5 protein-coding genes are annotated in these 4248 nt (G+C 33.8%); 3 read left to right on the top strand and 2 right to left on the bottom strand.

Annotation, left to right across the window (positions count from 1 at the left end):
* The 3 genes from P8M54_RS00630 to P8M54_RS00620 form a co-directional block, all read left to right on the top strand.
* A partial coding sequence (locus P8M54_RS00630) for a radical SAM protein (RefSeq protein ID WP_300283825.1) occupies positions 1–615 on the top strand: 615 nt, incomplete at its 5' end.
* 43 nt (positions 616–658) lie between these two features.
* Complete coding sequence (locus P8M54_RS00625) at positions 659–1144, top strand: hypothetical protein (RefSeq protein WP_300283823.1); 486 nt, start codon at positions 659–661, stop codon at positions 1142–1144.
* Between the two features lie 32 nt (positions 1145–1176).
* Complete coding sequence (locus P8M54_RS00620; RefSeq protein WP_300283821.1) at positions 1177–2079, top strand: N-acetylmuramoyl-L-alanine amidase; 903 nt, start codon at positions 1177–1179, stop codon at positions 2077–2079.
* A gap of 176 nt (positions 2080–2255) precedes the next feature.
* Here the strand turns inward: P8M54_RS00620 and P8M54_RS00615 are convergent, their stop codons facing one another.
* Together P8M54_RS00615 and P8M54_RS00610 are read right to left on the bottom strand one after the other, a co-directional pair.
* Positions 2256–3260: an outer membrane beta-barrel protein gene (locus P8M54_RS00615; RefSeq protein ID WP_300283819.1), complete on the bottom strand. Its 1005-nt coding sequence runs from the start codon at positions 3258–3260 to the stop codon at positions 2256–2258.
* A 676-nt stretch (positions 3261–3936) separates the two neighbouring features.
* Positions 3937–4248: carboxyl transferase domain-containing protein (locus tag P8M54_RS00610; protein ID WP_300283817.1), on the bottom strand; the 312-nt coding region annotated here is incomplete at its 5' end.

Raw genomic sequence — 4248 nt, 5'->3', positions numbered from 1 at the left:
CCTACTGGTTTCCCAATGGATGTTTTAGAGCTTATGAAAAGAGAGCCTAAAATTTGTAACTACATTGACATCCCTTTACAACACATATCTGATTCTGTTTTAAAATCCATGCGCCGTGGAACCACACAGGCTAAAACAACACAATTGTTAAAAGATTTTAGAGCTGCAGTTCCAGGTATGGCAATTCGTACGACCTTGATTGTAGGATACCCAGGAGAAACGCAAGAAGATTTTGAGACTTTAAAAGAATTTGTACAAGAAATGAAGTTTGATAGAATGGGTTGTTTTGCCTATTCTCATGAAGAAAACACACACGCTTATTTATTAGAAGATGATGTGCCGGACAACGTAAAACAAGAGCGTGCTAACGAAATCATGGAACTACAATCACAAATTTCTTGGGATTTAAACCAAGAAAAAGTAGGTCAAGTATTCAAATGCATTATTGATCGAAAAGAAGGTGGTCACTTTATAGGTAGAACAGAGTTTGACAGTCCAGATGTGGACAACGAAGTGTTAATTAACGCATCAAAACACTACGTGAAAACAGGCGAATTTGCAATGATAAAAATTATTGAAGCAACAGAATTTGATTTATACGGAGAACCGATTTAATTTTTTGATATCTTTATATTTCATTTTATTAAAACAGTAAAAAATGAAAAAAATACAAGCAACTCTTATTACAGCATTACTTTTATTGATTTCCAACGCAATTACTGCTCAATACAGTAATGGGTACGGAAACGGATATGGCAATGGGTACGGAAATGGAAGAATGAATCAAATGAGTCAGATGAATCAAAATCAGACTCCTTCTAAACCCCGTGAAATACCAATTGAAGAAACGGTAGCCAAAATAATGGTGAATATCAAAAGTGAGTTAGAGCTAGATCAATTACAAGAAATAGCGATTACTAACGTAGTTACGGAGAGTATTAGAGAGCAAGGAATCTTGTTGAAAGCAGAAACTAATCAAGAGCAAAAATCGAAAGAATTACAAGCGCTATCTGAAACTACCAATAGAAAAATTAACGAGTTTTTGAACGAAGATCAAAAACTAAAATACAAAGACTTGATCGCTGCCGGCGCAAGTGGCAAAAAGAAACTCGACAAAAAAAAATCAAGAAAAAAAGATAACTAATGATTCTTTTCCTTGAAAAGATAAAACAAAATATGAATAAATATTATTATTACCTTCTGCTAACTTTAGTTATTGCTTCTTGCGCTTCTAAGCCCCGTAAAGCCAATGAAGCCGAATACGATTCCAAATTAAATACGTTTAGAGAGGTCATTAGTAGTAAAGAGCCAGAGCCTCTACCTATAGTCACTAAAACAATTATTAGTATCGATAGTCTATATACAAAACAACTGTATACTTTTAAAGACTCTATATCTAGAATGAATCCAAGAGATTTGCAAAACGGTATAAAGACGGAATGGGTTGGAACTGTAAATTTTAATTTACGAAAACCAAACTTTATTATCATTCACCATACGGCACAAGACTCTCTTCAACAAACCATTCGAACGTTTTCATTAACCCGAACACAAGTTAGTGCACATTACATTGTTGCTGACAACGGTACAGTGGTTCAAATGCTTAATGACTACCTTAGAGCTTGGCACGCAGGAAAAGGATCCTGGGGACGCGATACTGACATTAACAGTTCGTCGATTGGGATTGAGCTCGATAATAACGGTAATGAACCCTTTTCAGAGGCACAAATTACGAGTTTAATGGCCCTGCTGAGTAAACTTCAAAAACAATATGGAATTCCAGCACAAAACATTATTGGGCATTCAGATATTGCTCCAACTCGCAAGTCTGATCCTAGTGCATTATTTCCATGGAAAACCTTGGCGGAAAATGGTTTTGGGATTTGGGCCGATGACACTTTAGCACCCACTCCAGAAGGCTTTAACCCTGAATTAGCTTTGCGCATCATTGGGTATGACACTAAAAATCTATCTGCTGCTATTAAGGCGTTCAAGTTGCATTATATCCAAAGCGATACTACGCCAACACTTGATGAAAAGACAGTGAATATGATTTACAATATCTACAAAAAAATATAATACAAGTTTATAATAGATTTAAAACGTCCTGTCTTCCTAAAAGTCAGGACGTTTTTCATTTAATATATAGCATCACAAGGACAAAAAAACTGCCAACTTCCTTTACAGAATTTTGACAGTTTAAAAAAAAAAAAAACGGTTCTTGAATATGGGGTAAGTAGCTCCTTCAAAATCACTTAAAATCCATATACCATTGCAAGTGAAACTTGAGAAGCTGATGTAGCTGGTAAAGCAGCCGAATCTACGAATAATACTTTATCCGAATTGCTGTCCAGTCGTAACTCAGGAATAAATGTAAGACCACCGGCTTTTAAATTTGCCGAAAAGGTAAAAGCTGTTAAATCAGTGTTACCCGATCCTAGTTTATACTTAAAGTATTCACCACGAAGCCCTAATGAAAAATTATCATTTACACTGTATCCCGGATATAGCGCAACTCCCGTATATCCTACATTACCATTATTAGAAAAATCAGCGGCATTTAAACCTAATTTAAATTTAGTAGACAATTGAAAATTGGCGGTCAAATCGACAATTGTACCACTAACGGATCCATCCATAAAATTTAAATATGTACTAATATTTTCAGTAGGTGCAAATGATAATTGTGCTCCAAAGGCATTTAATCCTTTAATTGGATCAGCTTTGTAGGAGTTCCATGCATCATTAAAAGCGCCAACCATAATACCCACTTTAACCGAAATTGCATAATTTAATTTCACACCTGCATTTTGAAAAGGTCCGTTTGTAAATAAATAGGAAGTTGAATAATGAAAGTTAGACAGCGGTGAAATTACCTCATAACCTATAAAAGTCCCCATATATCCTGCTGTAAAACTCAATTTATCCGTTGCAGCATAAGTTGCATATAAATTTTGAATGTGAAAAGAATTGAGGTCTGTTCCATCACCATTAGGAATTGATTGAAATTGTCCTCTAGGCCCAAAAGAAATTTCTCCCACGAAAGATGTTTTACCCGTTGTTTTTTTAATGGCGATATCAAGCATCCCCAATGAAATAGAATTTTGATCGGAAGCGAAGCTAGTCTTAATATTTCCTGTTTTAGCGAAATCATACTTGTAATACACATCTGCCGATCCTGTAATCTCTATTGGTTTATCTTGTGCAAAAGCGGCAGTTGTGGTAAAAATCAATCCTAGTAATGTAAGTACTTTTTTCATAATTTATTTAGTTTGGTAGTTAGTTAATTGGTTCGCTATTTTGTGCTGTGATTCGGCTATATTCCAATATTCATCACTAGCACATTATTACATTATATTCATAAAAAAGTAAATATCTATGATTTTAATTTGTTAATTTTAACTTTTAAAGCCTTTAAAAAGACATAAATAGACAAATAAATACTTATTTTTCTGAGACGAATTTATCAACTTTTATCCAAGCTCAATAATTTAAAACTGCTTTTTTACCATTTGACGAGCAGAATTATTGATAACCAAAAAACAGTCTAATAAAATAACTATTCTCTATTTTTGAGAACTAATATTTAAAATATTCTTATCCTAAATTTTAAATAACCCCTATAAAAAATAACAATAAGAGCTTACGAAATCTAATTTACATCTATTTTTTATCAAATTTGGCAATTAAAAACAAAACACCCCTATTAAAAATAGGGGTATTGAGAATAATAATTAAAAAAACTCAATTTATTGCGGGCTATTTTTAAAAGAAGCACAATAAGAGGAAAAGCTTTTGTAAAATGGTACAGCTGTACAGCAATAGTAGGGCACAAAAAAAAGCCCGATAAACTATCGGGCTTTTAAGCGTTTGATTTAAAAATCTAATTAAAAATAAATTACTCCAAAATTTTATCCATTTAGATTAGGACTCTACTTAAAGCGGAATATTACCATGTTTTCTATTAGGTACTACACTCTCTTTATTTTCAAGCATACTAAAGGCTTTTAATAACTTTCGTCTTGTATCCTGAGGCAGTATCACCTCATCGATAAATCCGCGTTGTGCCGCAGTATAAGGATTGGCAAACAAATCAGCATATTCTTTTTCTTTCTCTGCTAGCTTAGCTTCGTGATCATCTGCTTCACTAATTTCTTTCTTGAATATAATTTCAGATGCTCCTTTTGCTCCCATCACAGCGATTTCAGCTGTAGGCCAAGCAAAATTCATGTCGGCACCTATGTGTTT

Source organism: Flavobacterium sp. (assembly GCF_029242675.1).
Lineage (GTDB): Bacteria > Bacteroidota > Bacteroidia > Flavobacteriales > Flavobacteriaceae > Flavobacterium.
The sequence above is the reverse complement of the archived record's forward strand: the minus strand, read 5'-3'. Positions and strand labels throughout refer to the sequence as shown.